At 57.1% G+C, this 22,035-nt stretch carries 19 protein-coding genes and 1 pseudogene; 8 read left to right on the forward strand and 12 right to left on the reverse strand.

The features are described 5' to 3' along the window. Window positions 1-10: 10 nt before the first annotated feature. Together osmF and bglX are read right to left on the reverse strand one after the other, a co-directional pair. Window positions 11-928 (reverse strand): glycine betaine ABC transporter substrate-binding protein OsmF, encoded by a 918-nt coding sequence (gene osmF, locus AC2TE5_RS15085; RefSeq protein WP_213328201.1) that lies wholly within the window; start codon window positions 926-928, stop codon window positions 11-13. A gap of 147 nt (window positions 929-1,075) precedes the next feature. Beyond that, window positions 1,076-3,373 carry a beta-glucosidase BglX gene (gene bglX, locus AC2TE5_RS15090; protein WP_484611928.1) on the reverse strand — a complete coding sequence of 766 codons (2,298 nt, stop codon included), beginning with the start codon at window positions 3,371-3,373 and terminating at the stop codon, window positions 1,076-1,078. 189 nt (window positions 3,374-3,562) lie between these two features. On the opposite strand from bglX, the gene dld reads away from it, so the two are divergent. Further along, window positions 3,563-5,311: a D-lactate dehydrogenase gene (gene dld / locus AC2TE5_RS15095; protein ID WP_484611929.1), complete on the forward strand. Its 1,749-nt coding sequence runs from the start codon at window positions 3,563-3,565 to the stop codon at window positions 5,309-5,311. Window positions 5,312-5,423: 112 nt separating this feature from the next. Continuing rightward, window positions 5,424-5,978 (forward strand): GNAT family N-acetyltransferase, encoded by a 555-nt coding sequence (locus AC2TE5_RS15100; RefSeq protein ID WP_213328198.1) that lies wholly within the window; start codon window positions 5,424-5,426, stop codon window positions 5,976-5,978. Between the two features lie 92 nt (window positions 5,979-6,070). On the opposite strand, the gene pbpG is transcribed toward AC2TE5_RS15100, so the two are convergent. Together pbpG and AC2TE5_RS15110 are read right to left on the reverse strand one after the other, a co-directional pair. Beyond that, complete coding sequence (gene pbpG, locus AC2TE5_RS15105; protein WP_024908154.1) at window positions 6,071-6,994, reverse strand: D-alanyl-D-alanine endopeptidase; 924 nt, start codon at window positions 6,992-6,994, stop codon at window positions 6,071-6,073. A 167-nt stretch (window positions 6,995-7,161) separates the two neighbouring features. Next, on the reverse strand, window positions 7,162-7,749 hold the full coding sequence (locus AC2TE5_RS15110) for a Yip1 family protein (RefSeq protein ID WP_033146018.1): 588 nt from the start codon (window positions 7,747-7,749) through the stop codon (window positions 7,162-7,164). Window positions 7,750-7,907: 158 nt separating this feature from the next. Here AC2TE5_RS15110 and AC2TE5_RS15115 point away from each other — a divergent pair, with 158 nt between their 5' ends. Next, window positions 7,908-8,480, forward strand: a complete 573-nt coding sequence (locus AC2TE5_RS15115) for a DedA family protein (RefSeq protein ID WP_484611930.1) — start codon at window positions 7,908-7,910, stop codon at window positions 8,478-8,480. A 96-nt stretch (window positions 8,481-8,576) separates the two neighbouring features. On the opposite strand, the gene AC2TE5_RS15120 is transcribed toward AC2TE5_RS15115, so the two are convergent. Together AC2TE5_RS15120 and mdtQ are read right to left on the reverse strand one after the other, a co-directional pair. Beyond that, window positions 8,577-9,341, reverse strand: a complete 765-nt coding sequence (locus AC2TE5_RS15120; RefSeq protein ID WP_484611931.1) for an SDR family oxidoreductase — start codon at window positions 9,339-9,341, stop codon at window positions 8,577-8,579. A 50-nt stretch (window positions 9,342-9,391) separates the two neighbouring features. After that, entirely contained in the window at window positions 9,392-10,810 is a 1,419-nt protein-coding gene (gene mdtQ, locus AC2TE5_RS15125) for a multidrug resistance outer membrane protein MdtQ (RefSeq protein ID WP_484611932.1), read from the reverse strand. A 203-nt stretch (window positions 10,811-11,013) separates the two neighbouring features. Here mdtQ and yohP point away from each other — a divergent pair, with 203 nt between their 5' ends. Further along, on the forward strand, window positions 11,014-11,097 hold the full coding sequence (gene yohP, locus AC2TE5_RS15130) for a small membrane protein YohP (protein WP_015572324.1): 84 nt from the start codon (window positions 11,014-11,016) through the stop codon (window positions 11,095-11,097). 39 nt (window positions 11,098-11,136) lie between these two features. Here yohP and AC2TE5_RS15135 read toward each other — a convergent pair whose 3' ends face one another. The 6 genes and pseudogenes from AC2TE5_RS15135 to AC2TE5_RS15160 form a co-directional block, all read right to left on the reverse strand. Next, a complete protein-coding gene (locus AC2TE5_RS15135; RefSeq protein ID WP_484611933.1) occupies window positions 11,137-12,531 on the reverse strand; it encodes a glycoside hydrolase family 1 protein in 1,395 nt (464 codons plus the stop codon). A gap of 12 nt (window positions 12,532-12,543) precedes the next feature. After that, window positions 12,544-14,510: pseudogene (bglF, locus tag AC2TE5_RS15140) on the reverse strand (PTS beta-glucoside transporter subunit IIABC). Between the two features lie 24 nt (window positions 14,511-14,534). Further along, complete coding sequence (gene licT / locus AC2TE5_RS15145; protein ID WP_484611934.1) at window positions 14,535-15,368, reverse strand: BglG family transcription antiterminator LicT; 834 nt, start codon at window positions 15,366-15,368, stop codon at window positions 14,535-14,537. Window positions 15,369-15,534: 166 nt separating this feature from the next. After that, on the reverse strand, window positions 15,535-16,824 hold the full coding sequence (locus AC2TE5_RS15150; protein WP_484613349.1) for a carbohydrate porin: 1,290 nt from the start codon (window positions 16,822-16,824) through the stop codon (window positions 15,535-15,537). Between the two features lie 358 nt (window positions 16,825-17,182). Then, entirely contained in the window at window positions 17,183-18,115 is a 933-nt protein-coding gene (gene dusC / locus AC2TE5_RS15155; RefSeq protein WP_213328191.1) for a tRNA dihydrouridine(16) synthase DusC, read from the reverse strand. A gap of 41 nt (window positions 18,116-18,156) precedes the next feature. Beyond that, the gene (locus AC2TE5_RS15160; protein ID WP_484611935.1) at window positions 18,157-18,954 is read right to left on the reverse strand and encodes an AraC family transcriptional regulator; all 798 of its coding nucleotides are present in this window, start codon (window positions 18,952-18,954) and stop codon (window positions 18,157-18,159) included. 59 nt (window positions 18,955-19,013) lie between these two features. On the opposite strand from AC2TE5_RS15160, the gene AC2TE5_RS15165 reads away from it, so the two are divergent. The 4 genes from AC2TE5_RS15165 (at window position 19,014) to cdd (ending at window position 22,010) form a co-directional block, all read left to right on the forward strand. Then, complete coding sequence (locus tag AC2TE5_RS15165; protein ID WP_484611936.1) at window positions 19,014-19,724, forward strand: type 1 glutamine amidotransferase; 711 nt, start codon at window positions 19,014-19,016, stop codon at window positions 19,722-19,724. A gap of 184 nt (window positions 19,725-19,908) precedes the next feature. Then, window positions 19,909-20,304 (forward strand): CidA/LrgA family protein, encoded by a 396-nt coding sequence (locus AC2TE5_RS15170; RefSeq protein WP_023312463.1) that lies wholly within the window; start codon window positions 19,909-19,911, stop codon window positions 20,302-20,304. Then, a complete protein-coding gene (locus AC2TE5_RS15175; RefSeq protein WP_047647262.1) occupies window positions 20,301-20,996 on the forward strand; it encodes a CidB/LrgB family autolysis modulator in 696 nt (231 codons plus the stop codon). The genes AC2TE5_RS15170 and AC2TE5_RS15175 overlap by 4 nt, the downstream gene beginning before the upstream one ends. A 129-nt stretch (window positions 20,997-21,125) precedes the next feature. Then, the gene (cdd, locus tag AC2TE5_RS15180; RefSeq protein ID WP_484611937.1) at window positions 21,126-22,010 is read left to right on the forward strand and encodes a cytidine deaminase; all 885 of its coding nucleotides are present in this window, start codon (window positions 21,126-21,128) and stop codon (window positions 22,008-22,010) included. Window positions 22,011-22,035 lie beyond the last annotated feature (25 nt).

Below are 22,035 nucleotides of genomic sequence, written 5' to 3' on the forward strand. Positions count from 1 at the left end.
CCCTTTCCCGTTACTTCACAAGCCCTTGTTGTTTCAGGAAGTCGGCGGCCACTTTTTTGGCATCCAGCCCCTCGACGGCAATGCTGGCATTCAGCTGCTGCAGCGTTTTTTCATCCAGCTTTTCGAAGACCGGTTTAAGCCAGTCGGCAATCTCCGGATAGGCTTTCAGCACCGCCTCACGCACGACCGGGGTCGGGGCGTAAATCGGCTGTACGCCTTTAGGATCGGTCAGGGTTTGCAGGCCGAGCGCCGCCACCGGGCCGTCGGTACCGTAGGCCATGGCCGCGTTAACGCCAGAGGTTTGCTGCGCCGCCGCTTTGATGGTCACCGCGGTATCCCCGCCCGCCAGCGAAAGCAGCTGCGCCTGGTCGAGCTTGAAGCCATAGGCTTTTTCAAACGCGGGCAGCGCGTCAGGGCGTTCGATAAACTCCGCGGACGCCGCGAGCTTAAAGTCGCCCTTCTCTTTCAGATAGCGGCTGAGATCCGCAAGCGAGGTCAGCTTACCTTTCTCCGCCACGTCCTTGCGCACCGCGATGGTCCAGGTATTGTTCGCAGGCGCAGGCGTCAGCCAGACCAGTTTGTTCTGTTCCGCATCGAGTTTTTTGACTTTCTCATACCCGGCGCTGGCGTTTTTCCATGCCGGATCGTTTTCTTGTTTGAAGAAGAATGCGCCGTTGCCGGTGTATTCCGGGTAGATATCCAGCTCGCCGGAGGTAATAGCACCGCGCACGACGGGCGTTGTACCGAGCTGAACTTTGTTGACCGTTTTGACCCCGTGACTCTCAAGCACCTGCAAAATAATATTGCCGAGCAGCGCCCCTTCGGTATCAATCTTTGATCCCACTTTGACAGGCTCAGCCGCCTGAAGCGGCAGACTCAGCGCCGCCAGCAGCACCGCAGATCCCAACATCCCCTTTGCAATCGTCATTCTACTATCCTCATTTATTTTGCTGCCTTTTTCAGAGGCTTGAGAGAAAAGCGTAGCTTAAAACGGCCGAATTAACCGTCAAAATGCCTTTTTAGCATAAGGTAAGACGCATCCCCCGCAGAGCGGGGGATGCAAAGGAGGGAAAGGTTACAGTAGCTCGAACTCGCCTTTATTCACGCGGGCAGAATCCACCCCGATAAAGACGTTAAACTTGCCGGGTTCCGCATCGTATTTCATCTGCTGGTTCCAGAACTTCAGCGCGTCCACGTCAATCGGGAAGCTGATGGTTTGGGTTTCGCCAGGCTTCAGGTTGACCTTCTCGAAGCCGCGCAGCTGCTTCACGGGACGGCTCATCGACGCGGTGACATCCTGAACGTACATCTGAATCACCGTTGCCCCTTCGCGCTTGCCGGTGTTGGTCACCTCAACGCTGGCGGTGACTTTGCCGTCACGCTTCAGGCTCGGTGCCGACATTTTCACGTCAGAGACCTTGAAGGTGGTGTAGCTCAGGCCGTAACCAAACGGATACAGCGGGCCGTTAGCTTCGTCGAAGTAACGAGACGTGTACTTGTTCGGCTTGTCGGCGTTGTACGGACGACCGGTGTTGAGGTGGCTGTAGTAGACCGGGATCTGCCCGACGGAACGCGGGAAGGACATCGGCAGCTTGCCCGACGGGTTGTAATCACCAAACAGCACGTCGGCGATGGCGTTACCGCCTTCGGTACCGGCGAACCAGGTTTCCAGAATAGCGTCAGCCTGCTGATCCTCTTTCACCAGCGCCAGCGGACGCCCGTTCATCAGCACCAGCACCAGCGGCTTGCCGGTGGCTTTCAGGGCGGCGATCAGATCGCGCTGGCTCTGCGGAATGGTGATATCGGTACGGCTGGAGGCCTCGTGCGCCATACCCTGCGCTTCGCCCACGACCGCGACCACAACGTCAGACTGCTTCGCGGTATTCACCGCCTCGTCAATCATCTCCTTCGGCGTGCGCGGATCGACCTTCACCGCTTCCTCGTACTGGTTGAGGAAGGTGACGATGTCTTTATCGTTGGTGACGTTCGCCCCTTTGGCGTACACCACTTTCGCGTTTTCACCCACGGCGCTCTTGATCCCGGTCAGCACGGTCACGGACTGATCGGCCACGCCCGCGGCAGACCAACTGCCCATCACGTCGCGCTTGCTGTCGGCCAGCGGGCCCACCACGGCAATGGTGCCGGATTTTTTCAGCGGCAGCGTGTCGAGACGGTTTTTCAGCAGTACCAGACTTTCGCGCGCCACTTCACGCGCGTCTTTGCGGTGCAGGCGGCTTTCGGCATTGGTATCTGCCGGGTCAGAATCTTTCGGCCCCAGGTGGCTGTACGGATCGTTAAACAGCCCCATGTCGTATTTCACGTTCAGCACGTGGCGCGCGGCATCGTCCAGCTCCGCCATCGTGACCTTGCCGCTCTTCACCAGCCCCGGCAGGTATTTGCTGTAGTACTCGTCGCTCATGCTCATGTTGATGCCGGACTTGAGCGCCACGCGCACGGCGTCTTCCGGATCGGAGGCGGTACCGTGTTTGATCAGCTCTTTAATCGCGCCGTGGTCAGAAACGGTGATGCCTTTAAAGCCCCACTGGTCGCGAAGCACGTCTTTCAGCAGCCAGGAATCGGAGGTCGCAGGCGTACCGTTCAGCGAGTTCAGCGCGACCATCACCGCGCCGCTGCCCGCATCCAGCCCTGCCTTGTACGGCGGCATGTAGTCGTTGAACAGGCGCTGCGGGCTCATGTCGACGGTGTTGTACTCTTTACCGCCTTCCACCGCGCCATAGGCCGCGAAGTGTTTGACGCTGGTCATCACCGAGTAGCGATCCGCCGGGCTTTTGCCCTGCATCGCTTCCACCATGGTTTTACCCATCGTGGAGGTTAAATACGTGTCTTCACCAAAACCTTCCGAGCCGCGGCCCCAGCGCGGATCGCGCGAGACGTCCACCATCGGCGCCCAGGTCATGTTCAGGCCGTCATCCGCCGCTTCATAGGCGGACACGCGCCCGACGGTTTTCACCGCGTCGAGGTTAAAGGAGGAGGCTAAGCCGAGGCTAATCGGGAAGACGGTACGCTGGCCGTGCACCACGTCATAGGCGAAGAACAGCGGAATTTTCAGGCGGCTGAGACCCATCACCTGATCCTGCATCTTGCGGATATCATCGCGCGTGACGGTGTTAAAGATGGCCCCTACCTGCCCGTCTTTGATCATCTCGCGGATGGCCTCTTTCGGGTTATCCGGGCCGACGCTGATAAGACGCAGCTGGCCGATTTTCTCATCGACCGTCATTTTCTTGAGCAATTCAGTGACAAACGCGTCCCGTGCTTCAGGCGTGAGCGGGTGATTACCAAACAAATCCTCTGCCAGCGCAGGTTGCAGCGCCAGGCTGACGGCGACACCTACAGAACATAGCCATTTCATGTCGTTTTACTCTCTCATCAATAACCGCCGGACGATCTCGGCCATACCGTGCGAAAAGCGCAGTGTGCCACAAACCCTCTGAACGTTGCAGGGTTATTCTCTGATTTTTCTCGTGAATACTCGACCGCTTAACAGTTAATCGCGCTATGCTTTACAGCGAGAAATTTGCCCCACCACAAGGAGTGGAAGATGTCTTCTGTTCGAACAAACGATAACACGGCTTTTATTAACGAACTGTCGCGCCTGGTTGGCTCCTCTCACCTGCTTACCGACCCGGCCAAAACCGCCCGCTACCGTAAGGGTTTCCGCTCTGGTCAGGGCGAGGCGCTGGCGGTGGTCTTCCCCGGCACGCTGCTGGAGCTGTGGCGCGTCCTGAGCGCCTGCGTCGCCGCCGACAAGATTATTTTAATGCAGGCCGCCAATACCGGCCTGACCGAAGGCTCCACGCCGAACGGCAACGATTACGATCGCGACATCGTGATTATCAGCACCCTGCGCCTTGACAAGCTGCACCTGCTGGATAAAGGCGAGCAGGTGCTCGCGTTCCCCGGCACGACGCTCTACTCCCTGGAAAAAGCGCTTAAGCCGCTGGGCCGCGAGCCGCACTCGGTGATTGGCTCCTCCTGTATTGGCGCCTCGGTGGTCGGTGGGATCTGCAACAACTCCGGCGGCTCGCTGGTGCAGCGCGGACCGGCCTACACCGAGATGTCGCTATTTGCCCGTATTGACGAGAACGGCAAGCTGACGCTAGTGAACCATCTGGGCATCGATCTCGGCGTGACGCCAGAGCAGATCCTCAGCAAGCTTGACGACGATCGCGTGAAGGACGAAGACGTGCAGCACGATGGCCGCCACGCGCACGATCACGACTACGTGACCCGCGTGCGGGATATCGATGCCGATACGCCAGCGCGCTACAACGCCGACCCGGACCGCCTGTTTGAATCCTCCGGCTGCGCCGGGAAGCTTGCCGTTTTTGCCGTGCGTCTGGATACCTTCCCGGCAGAGAAAAAGCAGCAGGTGTTTTACATCGGTACCAATCAGCCTGAGGTGTTGACCGAAATCCGTCGCCATATTCTGGGGGAATTCAGTCATCTGCCGGTCGCGGGCGAGTACATGCACCGGGACATTTACGACATCGCCGAACGTTACGGCAAAGATACGTTCCTGATGATCGACAAGCTCGGCACCGACAAAATGCCGTTCTTCTTCACCATGAAGGGCCGCACCGACGCGATGCTGGAGAAAGTGTCGCTGTTCAAACCCCACTTCACCGACCGCTTTATGCAGAAGCTGGGCAACGTTTTCCCGGCGCACTTACCGAAGCGAATGAAAGCCTGGCGCGACAAGTATGAGCACCATCTGCTGCTGAAGATGGCCGGAGACGGGATTGCCGAAGCGCAGACCTGGCTTACCGAGTTCTTCAAAACCGCTGAGGGTGATTTCTTTGCCTGCACGCCGGAAGAGGGCAGCAAAGCCTTCCTGCACCGTTTTGCCGCTGCAGGCGCCGCCATCCGTTACCAGGCGGTGCATTCCGAAGAGGTGGAAGATATTCTGGCGCTGGATATCGCCCTGCGCCGTAACGACACCGAGTGGTTTGAGCACCTCCCGCCGGAAATCGACAGCAAGCTGGTGCACAAGCTCTATTACGGCCACTTTATGTGTTATGTCTTCCATCAGGATTACATCGTCAAAAAAGGGGTCGATGCGCACGAACTGAAGGAGCAGATGCTCGCCCTGCTGCATGAACGCGGCGCACAATATCCTGCGGAACATAACGTCGGGCATCTTTATAAAGCCCCTGACGCACTTAAGCAGTTTTATCGCGAGAATGACCCTACAAACAGCATGAATCCCGGGATTGGTAAAACAACGCGGAAGAAATACTGGAAAGAGAGCGAAGATGCGGAGCAGCGCATAACGCAAGCGTCTGATTAATTCCTACAGCCAAATTTGAGAGATTGTTTAGCGCGCCTTAATCGTAATAGAGTGACTCTCTGACGCCGGAGTAACGTTTCTCCGGCATTCTATTACGAGGAGCAGGCACATCATGTCGGCTGTTGATGTTTTATCCGAGACCGAACTGGAAGTGCGCGATGCCCTTCCCGATGATGTGCATGCCATCGCCGCCATCTATGCCTGGCATGTGCTTCACGGGCGCGCGTCATTTGAAGAAGTCCCCCCGACTATCGACGAAATGCGTCAGCGTATGAAAAGCGTGGCTGAGAGCGGTTTGCCGTGGCTTATCGCGCTGTATCGCGGCATCGTGGTGGGCTACTGCTACGCCACGCCTTATCGTCCGCGACACGCCTACCGCTATACCCTGGAAGAGTCGATTTACGTGGATGCCAGCATTACCGGGCGCGGTTTTGGCTCGGCGCTAATGTCTGCGCTGATTGAACGCTGCGAGCAAGGCCCGTGGCGGCAGATGATTGCCGTTGTGGGAGATGGCAACAATAATTCCGGCTCGCTGCGGCTGCATAAAAAGCACGGCTTCGAGATTGTCGGTCAACTGCGCAGCGTAGGGTATAAGAAAGGCGACTGGCGGGATACGGTGATTATGCAGCGCCCGCTCAACGATGGAGACTGGACGCTGCCGGAATAAAAGCAAAACGGTAACCTGGGTTACCGTTTTTAGTGTTTTCTCCCTCCCCGTGGGAGAGGGTCGGGGTGAGGGCATCAGCGCGCACAAACGGCTCAGTCGTTCTGCGCCGTCGCCATCTGTTCCGCTTTCTGCTTTTTATACGTCAATGCTGCGGCCGGAACGGGCTGCACTTTCCCGGTCTCAATCCAGGTACGCAGGCGGCTCGCGTCCGCAAAGTGCGTATATTTGCCGAAGGCATCCATCACCACCAGCGCCACGGGCTTACCGTTAAACACCGTGCGCATCACCAGACAGTGTCCTGCCGCGTTGGTAAAGCCGGTTTTCGTTAACTGAATATTCCAGTTATCACGGTATACCAGGTGGTTAGTATTGCGGAACGGCAGCGTATAGGCCGGGTTCGCAAAGGTCGCCATCTCTTCACGGGTGGTACTGAGCTGACCAATCAGCGGATACTGTTTGCTGGCAATCAGCAGTTTCGTCAGATCGCGGGCCGTGGAGACGTTGCTGATCGACAGCCCCGTCGGTTCAACATAATGCGTATTGTTCATCCCCAGCGATTTGGCTTTCGCGTTCATCGCTCGGATAAATGCGTCGTAGCCGCCCGGATAGTGGTGCGCCAGGCTCGCCGCCGCACGGTTTTCAGACGACATCAGCGCCAGCAGCAGCATATTTTTACGGCTGATTTCACTGTTCAGACGCACGCGAGAGTAGATCCCTTTCATCTCCGGCGTGTGGCTGATATCCACTTTCAGCTTTTCGTCCAGCGGCAGATGGGCATCAAGCACCACCATCGCGGTCATTAATTTGGTAATCGAGGCGATCGGGCGCACCAGGTCCGGGTGGCTGGCGTAGATCACCTTATTGGTGTTGAGATCGACAATCATCGCGCTGCCGGAAGCAATTTGCGGTTGGGCAGCGGCGGCGGTCACCGCGGGCGTTTTAGCGACAGCCGGCACGGCAGCGGACGCGCCCAGCAGCAGCGCCAGGCTAAGTAAAGAGACTCGGAATTTCAGCATGGTGAGACTTCTGATAATTATTCACGCACGTCATGACGTACACCGCCTGTATCAACGGATAAACACAGGCTGGCTTCGGCATCATAGCGGTCACCGGACGTTGTCGCCAGCGGATAATCGTGAACAGATGCTGCATTGCTGGCATTTACGCCAGCAATGCAGTGAACTCAGAAGAGACGGTATCCATAACCCCAAAGAATAACCGTCAGCGCCAGTAGTGCCTCCAGCACCAGCACCCCGATAGCGAGCGTTGAACTGGAAAAACTCAGGCCCTCTTCTTTATTGATATTCAGGAAGGTTGGAACCCCCAGATACAGCAGATACCCGGTGTAAAAGAGGGCAATGGTACCGATCAGCGCGCACAGCCAGACCAGTGGATAGAGCGCTACAATACCGCTTAAGAACAGCGGGGTCGCGACGTATCCGGCAAAGACCATACAGTGCGCCAGCGATGGACGCTGTGGGTAGTTACGCGCCATCCAGTGAATGACGCGCCCCATTATCGCCACACCCGCCAGCATCAGGCCATAAAAAACAATGGCAAGATAGAGCCCGGTAAACCAGGAAAGCTGAACCACGGTGCCGTCACCGAAGTTCCAGCCGATTTGTGTTGTTCCGATAAAAGCGCATATTACCGGCACCGCAGCCATCAGCAGCACATGGTGCGTGTAATGATGCGAGACCGTTTCGTTCTCACTTTTAATGACATGCATTTCACGATCGGGATGGGAGAAAAGTCCCCAGACATGGTTCATAGCGCCCCCTTGTTGTCGGCCCGTCAGCGATACCTTAAGTATAATGCAGGCTTTAGATTATTTTCTGTACAGTGGGAAATTTCCGTTGATTTCCCCGCTGTTGATTCATGGGGTATATGATTAAATGAGGTACGCAAGAGGGAGATAACATTTACGTAATGGATATTAACGCACTCATTGAACAATATGGCTATGCCGCGCTGGTCATCGGTAGCGTGGCAGAAGGTGAAACCATCACGCTGTTAGGCGGCGTCGCCGCGCATCAGGGATTGCTTAAATTCCCGCTGGTCGTTGCCGCGGTCGCGCTGGGCGGGATGATTGGCGATCAGCTGCTCTACTTTCTCGGGCTGCGCTTCGGGCCCGCGCTGCTTAAGCGTTTCGCAAAGCATCAGAAGAAAATCCGCCGCGCTCAACGGCTCATTCAGCGTCATCCCTATCTGTTCGTCATCGGCACACGCTTTATGTATGGCTTTCGCATCATCGGGCCGATACTGATTGGCGCCAGCCATCTGCCGCCAAAAATTCTCCTGCCGCTCAATATTGTGGGTGCGATTGCCTGGGCGCTGATCTTTACGACGCTCGGCTACGTCGGGGGCGAAGTGATTGCGCCATGGCTGCATAATCTCGACCAGCATATTAAACACTGGGCTTGGCTGATTCTGGTGGTTGTGGCGGTGATTGGGGTCAGGCTGTGGATGCGGCACCGCGAGAAGAGGCGGGATGAGGAGTGAGTGCGGCCTGATGCCCTCACCCCGGCCCTCTCCCAGAGGGAGAGGGGGTTTTTAGTTCCCTCTCCCTCTGGGAGAGGGTTAGGGTGAGGGGGAAACTTACCCCTCCGGCTTAAACTGCGGGTTCGCCAGCATAAAACCCCCGTCGACAATAAACGATTGCCCCGTCGTGTAGCTGGCGTCGCTGTCGCACAGCCACGCGACCAGGCTGGCAATCTCTTTGGTGTGGCCCGGTCTTGCCAGCGGGATTTCCGGCATTGAACCTTCCTTCACTTCGCTGTCGTCCATGTCGTTCATCGGTGTGGCAATGGCTCCCGGCGCGACGGCGTTCACCAGAATATTGTGCTTAACCAGTTCCATCGCCATGGATTTGGTTAACCCGCCGAGCGCATGTTTTGCCGCGGTGTAGGCGCTCGCCTCCGGCAGCGGCGTGTGCTCATGCACCGAGGTAATGTTTACAATTCGCCCCCCTTCCCCCTGCTTCACCATCTGCCGCGCGGCAATTTGTGAACAGAGAAACGCGCCGTCCACGTCGACGGTGAAAATTGTCCGCCAGTCGTCAAACGGCATATCAAGGAACGGCGCTTTGGTCATCGCACCCGCATTGTTGACCAGCACGTCCAGCCGACCAAAACGCGCAATCAGCGTTTCAATGGCCTCTGCACCTTCCGGCAGGGTGCTTAAATCAAGATGGATAGCCTCTGCGCGCTGCCCCTGCGCTTCGACCTCGCGGCAGGTTTCCAGCGCCCCTTTTTCATCCGAGTGCCAGGTGACGCCAATATCAAACCCGCGTTCTGCCAGCATCAGCGCGGTAGTTTTACCGATACCGGAATCCGATGCCGTTACAATTGCTACTCGGGTCATACTCACCTCCTGAAAATGTGCAAAGAGGTAAGTATAGATAATGACCTTTTTTAGCCGTGGTGATAGCCACCGCCCAGCGCCGACGTCAGCTGCAGCGTGGCGTCGACATACTGGCCTTTCAGCAGCACTCCGGCGAGCTGTTCCCTGAGGGCCGGGATTCTGGCTTCGCTGACCCGGGAGCCCGCAACGATCCCCGCGCTGAAACGCGCCTGCGCCAGCGCTACAACCCGCGCCGCATCTTTTTCAACCTGCTGCTGATGGCGGTTCTTCGCCGTCAGCGTTTCGACTTCGCTGGCCGTGCGCGCCACCTGATTGACGGCTTCGACCACCGCTTTGTTGTAGTTTGCCACCGAGAGATTATTCTGCGCCTGGGCGATATCAAGGCTGGCGTTCAGCCTGCCGCTGTCAAAAATCGGCAGCGTCAATCCGGCGGTCACGCCCATCTGCTGCGCTGAAGAGCGAAACAGATCGCTCAGATGCAGGGCATCCTGCTGTAGGAACGCCATCAGGTTCACGTCAGGATAGAACGCCGCTCTGGCGGCCTCCACCTCGCTCATGGAGGCTTCGATATACCAGTGCGCCTCCTGAAGATCCGGACGGCGTGCCAGCAGTTCATAACCGAGCGTCGATGGTAACGAAGCGTCTGCCGTCGGCAGCGCATGGCGCGTAAGCGTTACGGAGGAAGAATTCGTCAGCGCGACCAGACGCGCCTCGACGGCTTTCATCTTCCCGTTGACTTCTGCCAGCTGCTCTTCGGTTTTGTTGGCGTTGATATCGGTTTCCACCCCTTCAACGGAGGAGGTGATCCCGTGCTGATACAGCTCGCGGTCGGCGCCGATAATGTTGTCCTGTTCATGTTTGATCTGCGCGAGAACCTCCCCCGCGGCGGCCTGAGTTTGCCACTCCCAGTAGAGCCGCGCCACGCTGCCGGCCAGCAGCTGGCGGGTCTGCTCCAGCTCCGCTTTTTGCGCATTCACTTTGCCAATCCGGGCCTCGACCCGGGCGCGATTTTTCCCCCACAGGTCGAGATCCCAGCCTGCGGTCAGCCCAAAGGTGCCGTTGGTGTACCACGGTCCGGTGGTACCTGCAGCCGGGTCGGTAAGGGCAAAGGGCCCCATCAGCCCTTCGGCGGACATTTTCTGGCGTTCCACATCGGCGGAAAAATCAATCTGCGGACCGTCTGCCGCCATTACGGCTTTGGCCTGGGCTTCGGCAAGCGTAATGCGCTGACGGGCAATCTGCATATCCGGCGCATCGCTTAATGCTTTTGCAATAAGCCCGTTAAGTTCGGGATCGTTATACGCTTTCCACCACTCATTTTTCGGCCAGTCCTGATGATTCAGAACCGTATTCACCGACGCCGCAGTGGTTTGCGTTTTAATAGGAGATACCGTGGCATGTTCAGGCGCACAGGCAGCCAGAATAAAAACGAAGGGAACACTCAGAGATAAAATAAGAGAACGTTTCATGACGCCATAAGCTCAAAAAATAAAAGCGCACGTTACGCTCGATGCCGTTCGTTTTTTTAGTAACGCGTGGCAATCCTCAAATTGTCATACATTTTAATACCCGGAAATTTATTCCTAAAGATTATGATTAAATTCAATACATTCATGCCAAATATAAATACGCTGCTACACTTATTCAGGACATTCATGAGCGGGAGAAGGGAATGAAAATATTACTGTGGGTTATTTTGATTATATTTCTGATAGGGCTCTTAGTGGTCACCGGCGTATTCAAGATGATTTTCTGATTCATTTGCCCGGCTCTGCGCCGGGCAACGGCCTTGATATCAGGCTTTCAGCGAAGCCCCCTTCGTGCCAATCACCTCTTTATACCAGTAAAAACTCTTTTTACGGCTGCGTGCCAGGGTGCCTTTACCGCTGTCGTCGCGGTCCACGTAAATAAAGCCGTAGCGTTTGGACAGTTCCGCTTTAGACGCGCTCACCAGATCGATTGGCCCCCAGCTGGTATAGCCCATCACCTCAACGCCGTCTTCAATCGCTTCACGCACCTGTATCAGATGGTCGTTAAGGTAGCTGATGCGGTAGTCATCCTGCACCACGCCGTCCGCATCCGGTTTATCCTTCGCCCCGAGGCCATTTTCTACGATAAATAACGGCTTCTGATAGCGATCCCAGAGCACGTTTAACAGGGTACGCAGACCGATGGGGTCAATCTGCCAGCCCCATTCGGAACTGGCCAGATGCGGGTTTGGCACCATGCTCAGGATGTTGCCCCGCGCCTGCTGGTTGAGGGCGTCATCCGCGGTGACGCAGCCCGTCATGTAGTAGCTGAACGAGATAAAATCGACGGTCGATTTCAGCGCCTCGCGGTCGGCATCCGTGACTTCAAGCTGAATGCCGTTGTCGCGGAAGAAGCGCTGCATATAGCCCGGATACGCCCCGCGGCACTGCACGTCGCCAAAGAATTGCCACGCGCGGTTTTCCTGCAGCGTCTCCAGGACATCTTCCGGCTTGCAGGTCAGCGGATACATCAGGCCGCCCAGCAGCATGTTGCCGATTCTGGCATCCGGGATAATCTCATGGCAGGCCTTCACCGCCAGCGCGCTGGCCACCAGCTGATGGTGGATCGCCTGATATATTTCCCCTTTGCTGCTGGTTTCCGGCAGGCCCACACCGGTCATCGGCGCGTGCAGGGACATATTGATCTCGTTGAAGGTCAGCCAGAGCTTCACCTTCTCCCTGTAGCGCGTAAAGACAGTACGGGCGTAGCGCTCGAAGAAGCCAATGGTCTGGCGGCTGCCCCACCCGCCGTACTGCTTCACCAGCCCCCACGGCATTTCGTAGTGCGACAGCGTCACCAGCGGGGTAATGTTGTGCGCGGCCAGCTCGTCAAACAGCCGGTCGTAAAACGCCAGCCCCGCCTCGTTCGGCTGCTGCTCATCGCCGTTCGGAAAAATGCGGGTCCAGGCAATGGAGACGCGCAGGCAGCTAAAGCCCATCTCAGCGAACAGCTTGATATCTTCCGGGTAGCGGTGATAGAAGTCGATGGCGACATCCTTGATGCCGCTGTCGCCCGCCACGCGCTCAACCACCGGGCCGAAGACACCCTGCGGCTGAACGTCTGAGGTGGACAACCCTTTGCCATCCTCCAGATACGCGCCTTCTACCTGATTCGCGGCAACCGCGCCGCCCCATAAAAAATCGTCCGGGAAAGTTTTCATCACGTTCTCCTGTTATTGATGGCTTACGCTGAGCAGCGGTGCACCGGCGTTGACGGACGTTGCCGCCACGGTCGCCACCTCGCGATACTCGTCGCTGTTACTGATAATGATCGGCGTCGCCAGGTCGTATCCGGCGTCGATAATCGCCTGACGATCAAACTCCAGCAGCAGGTCGCCCGGCTGCACCCTGTCGCCCACCTTCACGTGGGCGGTAAACGGCTTGCCGTCGAGCTTCACGGTGTCGATCCCCACGTGAATCAACACTTCAATCCCGCTGTCGCTGAGCAGGCCGATGGCGTGTTTGGTCTGAAACAGCGAGGCAACAACGCCCGCAAACGGGGCAACCACCCTGTTGTCGGAGGGAATGATCGCGGCACCGCTGCCCAGCAGGCCGCTGGCAAAGGTGGTATCGGGCACCCGATCGAGCGCCAGCACGGTGCCAGTCATCGGTGCCAGCACATCGTTTTCACCCGCTGGCGCAACCGCCTCGGGCGCTGAGCGTGGTGGCATGCCCGCCGCCAGCGTCAGGACGCAGCTCAGCACCAGCGCCACCGCGGTGCCGATAATGCCGCCCCACAGCGTGGCGTCTACCCCACCCGGCGGGATCATCTGGGCGATAGTAAAGACGTTGGCAAAGCCAAAAGAGTACACGTGGGTGTCGCTGAAGCCGACAATCGCGCCGCCGATTGCCCCCGCCACGCAGCCGAAAATAAACGGTCTGCGCAGCGGCAGGTTTACGCCATACACTGCTGGCTCGGTGATGCCGAAGATCCCCGCCGTTACGGACGACCCGGCCAGCATTTTCTGACGGGCATCGCGGGTGCGCAGGAAGATCCCCAGCGCCGCCCCCACCTGGCCGAACACCGCGGGCAAGAGCATTGGCAGCATGGAATCATGACCCAGCACCGCCAGGTTGTTGATCATCAGCGGCACCAGCCCCCAGTGCAGGCCGAAGATGACGCAGACCTGCCACAGCGCGCCCATCGCCGCGCCCGCCAGCCACGGTGCCAGGACGTAAATCCACTGGTAGCCGTTGGCCAGCAGCTGGCTGAGCCAGGTCGCCAGCGGGCCAATCACCAGGAAGGTCAGCGGCACGGTTAATCCTAAGCAGATCAGCGGCGCGAAGAAGTTTTTCATCGAGGACGGCAGCAGCCTGGTGCTCTGTTTTTCCAGCCAGCAGCTGACCCACGCGGCGAGAATGATTGGGATCACCGACGAGCTGTAGTTAAACCAGGTCACCGGGATGCCGAGAAACGCCTCGGAAACCGCCCCCGGCTGCTGGCTTGCGTTAAACGCCGCAATCATCATCGGATGGGTGAGCGCCCCGCCGATCACCATGGTAATAAACGGGTTGCCGCCGAATTTCTTACCTGCGGTATAGCCCAGCACCAGCGGGAAGAAGAAGAACAGCGCGTCGCTGGCGGCGAACCAGATTTTATAGGTGCCGCTCTCGGTGGTGAGCCAGCCGCACACCACGGCCAGGGCCAGCAGCCCTTTCAGAATACCGGACGCGGCCAGAATACCGATAAACGGGGTGAAGATCCCGGAGACGATGTCGATCAGGCGACCCAGCAGGTTGCCCTTGTCGCCCTTCTCTTCCACTGCTGGCGCGTCATCGGTAAGGCCTGCTTCATTGCGCACCGCCTGCCAGACGTCGTGAACGTGGTTGCCAATCACCACCTGAAACTGGCCGCCGCTTTCGACCACCATGATCACGCCCGGGTTTTTCTTCAGCCCTTCCGCATCCGCCCGTTGATTCTCTTTTAGTTTGAAGCGAAGCCGGGTGGCGCAGTGTACAAGACTGACGATGTTCTCTTTTCCGCCAACGTGGCCGAGAATATCCTTCGCTAAAGCCTGGTATTCCATCTCGATTTCCTTACATCCGATGCCTGCAGGCACCTGTTGACTGAGTACAAAAAATAAAAAAACCCGAGAACGTCCTTCTTACGAAGGCCGCGCTCAGGTTTTGCCTGCGTGATGCAGTAACAATCCTGTTTTGAGGCTTAACGCCCCTCTTTTCTCACCCGCTCGATATGAATGGCGAGGAACATAATTTCTTCGGTTGTCAGCTCACGCTGATAGCTTTTGTTCAGGTGCTGAGCGATTTTCTCTGCGCATTTCCACGCTTTCGCGTAGTTGTCTTTTACCGCGGTATGCAGCGAGACGTCGTCATCTTCCACCACCGTGCGGGTGAGCATCCGCTGGGCAAAAAACTTCAGATGCGTGACAAAACGCTGATAGCTGAGCGAGTCTTCATCGTACTCAAGCTGCAGCTGATACTTCACCAGCTGCAGGATCTCCTGCATCACCCGCGTCACGTGCATCACTTCCGGCATTTCGCTGTTCAGCTGCGCGGTGACCAGATGCAGCGCGATAAACCCGGCCTCATCCTCCTCCAGTTCGACGTTAAGGCGTTTGGCGATAATGGCCCGCGCCTCCTGCCCTAATTCGAACTCCTTCGGATACAGCCGTTTAATATCCCACAGCAGCACGTTTTTGATGGCCAGCCCGTTCTTCTGCCGCTCAATCGCAAAGTAGCAGTGATCGGTTAGGGTGATATACAAACTCTCCTGCAACTTGCCCAGCCGCTGCGCCGCCAGCCCGATGATGCGGTCGCAGGTGGTCATCACCTCCAGCGGAATTTGACTCAGCAGCTCCCCAAGTCGACGCACCAGCTCATCGCTTTGTAACGCAAACACCTTTTCAACCAACGCGGAATCCAGCGCTTCACCGACGCGCTTCTGAAAGGCCAGCCCACGGCCCATCACCACCTGTTCGCGCCCGCGCTCATCCTGAACAACCACCACGTTATTATTGAGTATCTTGGCGATTTTCATCTGAACCCCAGAAACAAAAAAACCTGACCTCCGGCAGATGCCAGAAAATCAGGTTTTGCCTGCCTAAGCAGTAACAATCCAGTTCTGGCACTCTATCAGTTTCATTCGTAGCCTCAATGCGTCACGCATCAGAAACGTGACGCGGATCGAACTTGCTACGCTGATATCAGAAGCTCACCACCGTTTTCAGCTCGGTGACCCAGGCATCCTGAGTGCGACTGACCCCGCCGGGATGGTGCCAGTACTGAATGCCCGGCTGCAGTTCAAGCCATGACACCGGACGAAAACGGTAGTAAAACTCGCCGTTCAGGGAATGGCCCGGCACCGGGTGATATGCCGGATTGTTGTAATCGCTAACGCCGCTCAGGCTGTTCAGGTAACGCTGATTGCGGGCGTACTGGCTGCTCATATCAATCCAGGTCAGCCCGAAGCCAATCCAGTCCTCCGGTCGCGCATCAAACAGCCCCCGGTAGCGCAGCGAGGCGGCGTAAACCTGATGCATGTAGTTAGTGCTCTGATCCGCAAGGCTCATGCTGAAAGAGGTGCTCAACCCGCGATTCGGATCGTCCCTGTGCTGCGTGATCTGCTGGTTAAGCCCGGCGTACATGAACCACGTGCGGTTATGCTTCTCGTAACCGTCCGGATCGCTCGCCCCAGCCCCGCCGGATTTTCCGCGGTAGAGATCGGTTTGCGGCGCGTTGGTAAACACCACGCCCAGGTTGTACGCGCCCGGCAGGCCGTTAACCAGCGGACGCGCTTCGATTTCAACCGGCAGCAAGACCCCTTTACTGCCCTTCGTCGACCAGCTCCAGGCGTGGCTGCGGCTGGAGGCGTCAGGATTTTGCTCCATCACGCCGCCTTTTAAGGTGACGGCTGGCGTGAGCTTATACTCCAGCGTGGTGCCCCAGGTATGAACGTTCCAGTTGTTCCAGGTCAGCGAGTTGGCTGACTTCCCGCCGCACTGCGACAGCAGTTGGAAATCACAGGGGATAATTTGATCGAAGGTTTGCACCTTGTTCATCATCCCGATGCGCCAGGTCAGACGCCGGTCGTCAAAGCTGCGGGCAAAGGTCAGCCAGCCGAGACGAGTAATCGACTGTCCGCCCCAGCTCTCCTGGGTCAGGTCGTTAAAGTTGACGCGAGGGTCCTGCACGCGTTTGGTGGTGAGGTCGTCATTGTGGTTACGGTTGACGATGTTCCCCTCGATGCGCGCATCCGGGATACCGGTCCAGCGCTCCAGGTCCTGGTTGAAGGTCAGCGCGAACTGGTCAATATAGGCCACGTGGGAGTCGTGGTTATATCCGCCACCGCCGTTCCAGCCAATTTCATTCAGGTATCCGAGGTTATAGGTAAAACCGTTATCGTTAAGGATTTTACGTATGCCGAGCATTTCGCCCAGAACAGGCTCCGGCGGAGCTTCAAATCCTAATACCGTTCCGTTCCAGTCCTGCGCCATCGACAGCGGGGATATCGCCAATAAGGTGAACGCAAAGAGTTTATTTTTATATGCCATGATAACAACCTGTGCTTGAGTATTGAGTGCGTAACCGGCCGCAGGAAATTTTCTATTTCCTGTCGAGATTTCATTTTTTTAAAATCGGTAAAAAGCGCTAAGCCAAATGTCTCTCCTGCGTAAACGACAGGCAAAAAAAAACCTAAGCGCTCCACAGCGAAAATGCTGTGAAACGCTTAGGTTTTGCCTGTTAACCAGTAACAATCCTGCGTTGAAAACAGTGGCACCTTAACACCGTCGCGCCACGTTGAAAACCTGAACTGTTTTCTGGTTTAAAAAAGTGTGAGCAATTTAACGCTTATTATTTGGACTGAATCACCCGGGCAATATCAGCAGAAGTCTGTAATGTCCGAATCTCCTGAAATAACCCCAGCGCTTCATCGTACTCTTTGCGTAAATAGCTCAGCCACTGTTTAATTCGCGCAACGTGATACAAGCCGGTGTCGCCCTGCTTTTCCAGACGGCTGTATTTTTGCAGCAGCGTAACGACGTCTGCCCACGGCATCCGCGGCTCGTTATATTTCACCACCCGGCTGAGGTTGGGCACATTCAGCGCGCCGCGACCGATCATTACCGCATCGCAGCCGGTGGCGTTCAGACAGGCCTGCGCGCTCTCGTAATCCCAGATTTCGCCGTTGGCGATCACCGGAATGGTGAGGCGTTTGCGGATCTCACCGATCGCCTGCCAGTTAATGCGCTCGGCTTTGTAGCCATCCTCTTTGGTGCGGCCATGCACCACCAGCTCGGTGGCCCCGGCCTGCTGCACCGCATCGGCGATTTCAAACTGCCGCGCGTCGCTGTCCCATCCCAGGCGCACCTTCACCGTCACCGGCAAATGCGAAGGCACGGCCTCACGCATGGCTTTCGCGCCGCGATAAATCAGCTCAGGATCTTTCAGCAAGGTCGCCCCGCCGCCGCTGCCGTTAACCAGCTTCGACGGACAGCCGCAGTTGAGATCCACGCCGTAAGAGCCCAGCTCAACCGCGCGGGCGGCGTTTTCCGCCAGCCATTCGGGATACTGGCCGAGCAGCTGAATACGCACCAGCGTGCCGGAAGAGGTCCGGCTCTGGTTGTGCAGCTCGGGACACAGGCGGAAGAAGGATTTTACCGGCAACAACATATCGACCACGCGCAGAAACTCCGTCACGCAGAGATCGTAATCGTTCACCTCGGTCAGAAGCTCGCGCACGAGGGAGTCGAGCACGCCTTCCATTGGGGCCAGTAAAACACGCATAGCAGTACCTGTGAAAAAAGACGCGCTATAGTAGCTGCTCTCTATATCGCTGGGAAGCGCTTCTGTTCAGGGAAAAAGTCAGCCGGCGTTGCCCCGACAATGGCGCGAAACGCCGCCGCAAATGCCGACGGGCCAGAAAACCCCAGCATCCAGGCCACCTGCTTAGCCGGGTATCCGTTTGCGAGCAGGTCCAGCGAGGCACAAATCCTTGCGCGCTGTCGCCAGGCCCGGAAGCTAAACCCTGTATCTTTGATAAACGCGCGTGAAAATGTGCGTTCAGACATCGCGGCCTGTTCCGCCAGCCTTTCCATCGAAACGTCCCAGAGATTGTTGGCAATGATGTCACAGGCAACGCGATGTAACCGCTCATCAACGGGCATCGGTAATTCGGCCGAAATCTGCTGCGTCTCACTGAGGATGTCGAGCAGCAAAACGGCCATGCTGCGCTGGCTTGCCGGCCGGTATTCCGCGCTGAACAGCCCGGCAATCAGCTCTTTGAACAACGCTGTCGCCATAATCACGTGAACCTCCTCTTTCCGTTTAAAAGGCTCACATTGCGCTATCAGCGCCGGGCTAAACCAGACCGCGCGGAGCTCCGTTGTGGATAACACGCTGTAGGTGTGTTCCTGAAAGGGAGGGATCCACAGCGCGCGCTGTGGCGGTATGACCCAACGCTTATTGCCGGTTTCGACCAGCATCACCCCTTTAATGGCAAACAAAAGTTGCCCCTGTGAATGCCGGTGAGGCGGATCCACTTCGCCGCGCGTATAGCTAATTGCCCCTCTGGACCATCCGATGGCATCGTCGTGAATTGGCGTTTTATCGATAACGGTTGGCATTTCACATTCCTCCCTTCCTCTTATGATGCTGCTTGTACACGTAACCGGAGAGAGACGCAATGCACATTCATTTTATCATTCATGAACATTTCGAAGCGCCAGGCGCCTATGAAATCTGGGGGGAAAACCGCGGCTGTAGCCTGAGCTACTCCAGAGTTTATCAGGGCGATCCGTTACCCGAGGATCTCGAGAGCACAGACCTGCTTATCATCATGGGAGGCCCGCAGTCACCTGCCACCACGCTTAAGGAGTGCCCCTGGTTCGATGCGCAGGCGGAAATGCGGCTCATTGGCCGTGCAGTAGAGGCGGGTAAAACGGTGATTGGCGTTTGTCTGGGCTCACAGCTTATCGGTGAAGCGCTGGGCGCAGCGTTTTGCCATAGCCCGGAAAAAGAGATCGGCAAATTTCCCGTCAGGCTCACAGAGTCAGGCAAGGCCAACCCGCTGTTTGAGGATTTTGGCCACGAGCTGAACGTTGGTCACTGGCATAACGACATGCCGGGGTTAACGCCGCAGGCTAAGGTGCTCGCTTACAGCGAGGGCTGTCCCCGTCAGATCGTGCAATATGGCGAACGGGTTTACGGTTTTCAGTGCCATATGGAGCTGACGCCGGAGGTCGTTGAGTTGCTGATTGAACATTCGCAGAACGATCTCCGCCGCGCGGCTGAATTTCGTTTTGTCGAAACGGCGGAAAAACTTCGCTCGCATGATTATCACGAAATGAATCAGGTGCTGTTTTCTTTTCTCGATAAACTGACCGCCTCGCGCTGATGCATTCTGTGGCTCGTCACTTCGCCACCGCACGCCCTTTCCTCTAAACTGTAGCCTGCCCGTGTAAGGTGATACCGGACGTTCCATTCTGGAATGTCTGGTATGCTCAAATTTCATGATGTGATCCGTGGCACATTTTTAGGTTTAATTGTATGATGAATGCGTTTCAGCAAGGACTATCACCATGAGCAAATCATTGAACATTATCTGGCAATACCTGCGCGCATTCGTCCTGATTTACGCCTGCCTGTATGCCGGGATTTTCATCGCGTCGCTGCTGCCCATCGTCATTCCCGGCAGCATTATCGGCATGCTGATCCTCTTTGTTTTGCTGGCGCTGCAAATCCTGCCCGCAAAATGGGTCAACCCCGGCTGCTTCGTCCTCATTCGCTATATGGCGCTGCTTTTCGTGCCTATCGGCGTCGGGGTTATGCAGTATTTTGATTTGCTCAAAGCCCAGTTCGGCCCGATTGTGGTCTCCTGCGCGGTAAGTACGCTGGTGGTTTTCCTGGTGGTGAGCTGGAGTTCGCATCTGGTGCACGGTGAACGTAACGTGGTTGGGGAGAAAACAAAAAAATGATGGCCAATATCTGGTGGTCGCTGCCGTTAACCCTGGCGGTATTCTTCGCCGCGCGCAAGCTTGCCGCTCGTTTCAAAATGCCGTTGCTGAACCCGCTGCTGGTGGCAATGGTCGTGATCATTCCGCTCCTGCTGCTCACCGGCATTCCTTACGAACGTTATTTTGCCGGCAGCAAAATTTTAAACGACCTGCTGCAGCCCGCCGTTGTGGCGCTCGCCTTTCCTTTATATGAGCAGCTCCACCAGATCCGCGCCCGCTGGAAATCCATCATTACCATCTGTTTTGTGGGCAGCCTGGTGGCGATGATCACCGGCACGTCGGTGGCGCTGTTGATGGGGGCCTCCCCGCAGATTGCCGCCTCTATTCTGCCTAAATCGGTGACCACGCCTATCGCGATGGCAGTGGGTGGCAGCCTCGGCGGGATCCCGGCCATTAGCGCGATGTGCGTCATTTTCGTCGGTATACTAGGCGCGGTGTTTGGTCACACCCTGCTGAACGGCATGCGTATTCATACTAAAGCGGCACGGGGACTGTCGATGGGGACCGCCTCCCACGCCCTGGGCACTGCACGCTGTGCGGAGCTGGATTATCAGGAAGGGGCGTTTAGCTCGCTGGCGCTGGTGATCTGCGGGATTATCACCTCCCTGCTGGCCCCGTTCATTTTCCCGCTGATTCTGGCGGTGATGGGCTAAAATTTGCGATGCGTCGCGCAAATTTCATTTTGATTTCATAAGTTGCATACATAATGAGAAGTGGATCACATATAAAGCCCTGACGGCTCCGTAAACTACCGATCCATTAACCTTTATGAGGCAAACGCCATGCACCCACGTTTTCAAGCTGCTTTCGCCCAGCTTGCAGAGAATTTGCAGTCAGCCCTGGCTCCCGTTCTGGCAGATGCACACTTCCCCGCCCTGCTGACCGCGGAGCAGGTCACGATGCTGAAACAGGCAACGGGACTGGACGAAGACGCGCTGGCTTTCGCACTGCTTCCCCTGGCCGCCGCCTGCGCGCGGGCCGATCTCTCCCACTTTAACGTCGGAGCCATTGCGCGCGGCGTCAGCGGCACCTGGTACTTCGGCGGCAACATGGAGTTCCTGGGCGCGACCATGCAGCAGACCGTTCACGCCGAGCAGAGCGCCATCAGCCACGCCTGGCTGCGCGGTGAAAAAGCCCTGAGCGCCATTACCGTTAACTACACCCCCTGCGGCCACTGCCGTCAGTTTATGAACGAGCTGAACAGCGGGCTGCAGCTGCGCATCAACCTGCCGGGCCGCGCGCCGCACACGCTGGGGGATTATCTGCCTGACGCGTTTGGCCCGAAAGATCTGGAGATCAAAACGCTGCTGATGGACGATCAGGACCACGGTTACGCCCCGTCCGGCGATGACCTGAACCAGGCGGCCATTTGCGCGGCCAACAAGAGCCACACGCCGTACAGCAAGTCCCCGAGCGGCGTGGCGCTGCAGTGCCGTGATGGCCGGATCTTTAGCGGCAGCTATGCGGAAAACGCCGCGTTTAACCCAACCCTGCCACCGCTGCAGGGCGCGCTTAACCTGCTGAGCCTGAACGGCTATGACTATCCGGACATTCAGCGCGCCGTTCTGGCTGAGATTGCCGATGCGCCACTGATCCAGTGGGATGCCACCGCCGCAACGCTCAAAGCGTTAGGCTGTACGACAATTGACCGCGTACTGCTTGCCTGAACCTTCCGGCGGGCAGAAATGCCCG

The organism is Enterobacter sp. N5-15, from assembly GCF_057221635.1.

Coding starts and splice junctions, on each gene's coding strand:
- AC2TE5_RS15100 (WP_213328198.1), top strand. CDS start 5,424: ATGTCGGCTGTTGATGTTTTATCCGAGACCGAACTGGAAGTGCGCGAT.
- bglX (WP_484611928.1), bottom strand. CDS start 3,373: ATGAAATGGCTATGTTCTGTAGGTGTCGCCGTCAGCCTGGCGCTGCAA.
- cdd (WP_484611937.1), top strand. CDS start 21,126: ATGCACCCACGTTTTCAAGCTGCTTTCGCCCAGCTTGCAGAGAATTTG.
- dld (WP_484611929.1), top strand. CDS start 3,563: ATGTCTTCTGTTCGAACAAACGATAACACGGCTTTTATTAACGAACTG.
- AC2TE5_RS15115 (WP_484611930.1), top strand. CDS start 7,908: ATGGATATTAACGCACTCATTGAACAATATGGCTATGCCGCGCTGGTC.
- AC2TE5_RS15175 (WP_047647262.1), top strand. CDS start 20,301: ATGATGGCCAATATCTGGTGGTCGCTGCCGTTAACCCTGGCGGTATTC.
- AC2TE5_RS15120 (WP_484611931.1), bottom strand. CDS start 9,341: ATGACCCGAGTAGCAATTGTAACGGCATCGGATTCCGGTATCGGTAAA.
- osmF (WP_213328201.1), bottom strand. CDS start 928: ATGACGATTGCAAAGGGGATGTTGGGATCTGCGGTGCTGCTGGCGGCG.
- yohP (WP_015572324.1), top strand. CDS start 11,014: ATGAAAATATTACTGTGGGTTATTTTGATTATATTTCTGATAGGGCTC.
- licT (WP_484611934.1), bottom strand. CDS start 15,368: ATGAAAATCGCCAAGATACTCAATAATAACGTGGTGGTTGTTCAGGAT.
- mdtQ (WP_484611932.1), bottom strand. CDS start 10,810: ATGAAACGTTCTCTTATTTTATCTCTGAGTGTTCCCTTCGTTTTTATT.
- AC2TE5_RS15160 (WP_484611935.1), bottom strand. CDS start 18,954: ATGCCAACCGTTATCGATAAAACGCCAATTCACGACGATGCCATCGGA.
- AC2TE5_RS15170 (WP_023312463.1), top strand. CDS start 19,909: ATGAGCAAATCATTGAACATTATCTGGCAATACCTGCGCGCATTCGTC.
- dusC (WP_213328191.1), bottom strand. CDS start 18,115: ATGCGTGTTTTACTGGCCCCAATGGAAGGCGTGCTCGACTCCCTCGTG.
- AC2TE5_RS15110 (WP_033146018.1), bottom strand. CDS start 7,749: ATGAACCATGTCTGGGGACTTTTCTCCCATCCCGATCGTGAAATGCAT.
- pbpG (WP_024908154.1), bottom strand. CDS start 6,994: ATGCTGAAATTCCGAGTCTCTTTACTTAGCCTGGCGCTGCTGCTGGGC.
- AC2TE5_RS15165 (WP_484611936.1), top strand. CDS start 19,014: ATGCACATTCATTTTATCATTCATGAACATTTCGAAGCGCCAGGCGCC.
- AC2TE5_RS15135 (WP_484611933.1), bottom strand. CDS start 12,531: ATGAAAACTTTCCCGGACGATTTTTTATGGGGCGGCGCGGTTGCCGCG.
- AC2TE5_RS15150 (WP_484613349.1), bottom strand. CDS start 16,824: ATGGCGCAGGACTGGAACGGAACGGTATTAGGATTTGAAGCTCCGCCG.